At 50.4% G+C, this 2,042-nt stretch carries 1 protein-coding gene; it reads left to right on the forward strand.

All coding sequences use genetic code 11. The annotated features are described in order from the left end of the window. The coding region (locus CCB157_RS16515) for a phage baseplate protein (protein WP_077616907.1) at positions 1–1,897 on the forward strand (1,897 nt) is incomplete at its 5' end. Between the last annotated feature and the right edge of the window lie 145 nt (positions 1,898–2,042).

Genomic DNA, 2,042 nt, shown 5'->3' on the forward strand with positions numbered 1-2,042 from the left:
TGGCGAAAAAAAGCTGGAATTCAGCGCAGGAAACACTGCACAATATTGGCTTGATCAACTGACCCAACAGTTTGGGGTTGAGATTCGGGCATATGTGCAGGTGTACAACGGCCAGGTCATTCGAAAGCTCGTCGACATCGTGGAGGAACTCGGGGAATCGGAAGGAAGGCGACTGGAATACAGCCGTGACCTTCTTGGGATCACACGTTCCGGCACCGATCAAGAGATGTATACAAAGCTATATGTTTATGGCGGAACTGATTCCAAAGGGAATATAGTCTCTATCGCAAGCGTCAACGATGGGAAAGACTATATCGTTGATGATGACGCCAACGATATCTACAACGACGGCGGTCCATATCTCGAAGGATACATTGTCAACGATCAAATCTTGAATCCTAGCGGACTTCTCGACTGGGGAAAAGAGCAGCTGCAGAAATTCAATCACCCAAAGTACAACTATACAGTTGATGTCGCCTATCTCGGCTACATGCCAAACTTGGGCGATCATTTCCAAGTCGTAGACTTTTCTATGCAGCCCGAGCTGACCATATCGGCCCGGGTCATTCAACTTGATGAATCAGAAGCTAATCCGTACAACAACAAAGTGGTCATCGGCGAATTCATCGACGTTGTGGCCGTCACGCCAGACGTCATTTGGGAGCTGCAGGCGAAAGCAAGCCAGGCCTACCAAGAAGCGCAAAAAGCGAAAGCCTACAAAGTCGAAGCTTTCACACCTGACGGTACGGATTTCAGTGACGGATCCGACCAAAAACGGATCATTGTTCGTGTGTATGAAGGGAAAGAGGATGTGACGGCTTCCATCAGAAAAGAAGATTTCATATGGCAGAAAATTAACGCCGACGGATCCCATGATCTGGATTGGGAAGCGGCGCACGTCGGGGTCGGAAACGTGATCACCGTGGGGAGCGAAGTTGTTGGCTCGACCATCCGCTGTCAAGTCAACGAAGGCGCTAGCGAGCCGATTCTGTATGCGACCGAGGAAGACGCAGCATACTTCGCAACGCTGCAAATGGACCCGCCGCCCGGGTGGGACGATTTCACTACGAGCGTAGCGCAATATGCGCAAGTGGACTATCCGCGCGGTGATATTTATTGGTCGCAAAAATACTACGGCAGCAAGCGGCACAGTGGCGACGCATCGGCAAATATCGAAAGCTATGTGATCACACGCACCGATCTCACCGGCGCCATCAAAGATCGCATGTGGGCTATCCGTGGCGGCCACGGCGCACATTTCGGGATTGAATACGCCAACAATCAAATGTGGATTTGGTCATACTATCTCGACGTTGCAAACGACCAATGGCATGTCGTCAAATTCCCGTATCAGCCGGGGAAGGTGCTGGATTGGGGGGACAGCAGCATAGTTGACCTATTGTCCACGCCCGGTGCGTACCGGATCAATTTGGACAACCGGAACGGATATGTCCTATTCGTGTATGGCGTGACGAATCCGACGTTCTATGTTTGCAAAAAATCGGACGTTCTGAACCATGTTTTCAAGCCTATATATACGGCCAGGGGGAGCGACGTGAACTATTTCGGGGCCGAACAGACCTATCAATCGGCGTGCTTGGATTTCCCATATGTCTATTTCACAAGCGGTGATTCGCTCGGCATTGATCAACGCTGCTTATATTGTTTTGACATACGATCGAAATCGTTGGTATACCGCATCGTATATACGTTTGACAAGGGGACGATCAATCAAATCGGCAAATACAACGAGCCGGAAGCGATCAGCTACTATTATGACGAGAACGGGAAAAAGTGGCTCATACAAGGATTCTCTTTTGGAAATGAGGATGCCGAGGACGCGCAGCGGACAAACCAACTCTTTCGAATCGACGAGCATAAGAGGGATGATGCGTAATGGCGATCATGGGCAGCGTCGATATTCAATTCACGAATAATCTTGGTCCGCAAGGCCCCCAAGGGCCACAAGGCCCTGCAGGGGAAGATGCAATCATTGCAGTGCTTTCTAATGAATCGCACGTCATTCCGACCGACAGCGCCGG

It is taken from the genome of Caenibacillus caldisaponilyticus (assembly GCF_002003465.1).
Lineage (GTDB): Bacteria > Bacillota > Bacilli > Bacillales > Sporolactobacillaceae > Caenibacillus > Caenibacillus caldisaponilyticus.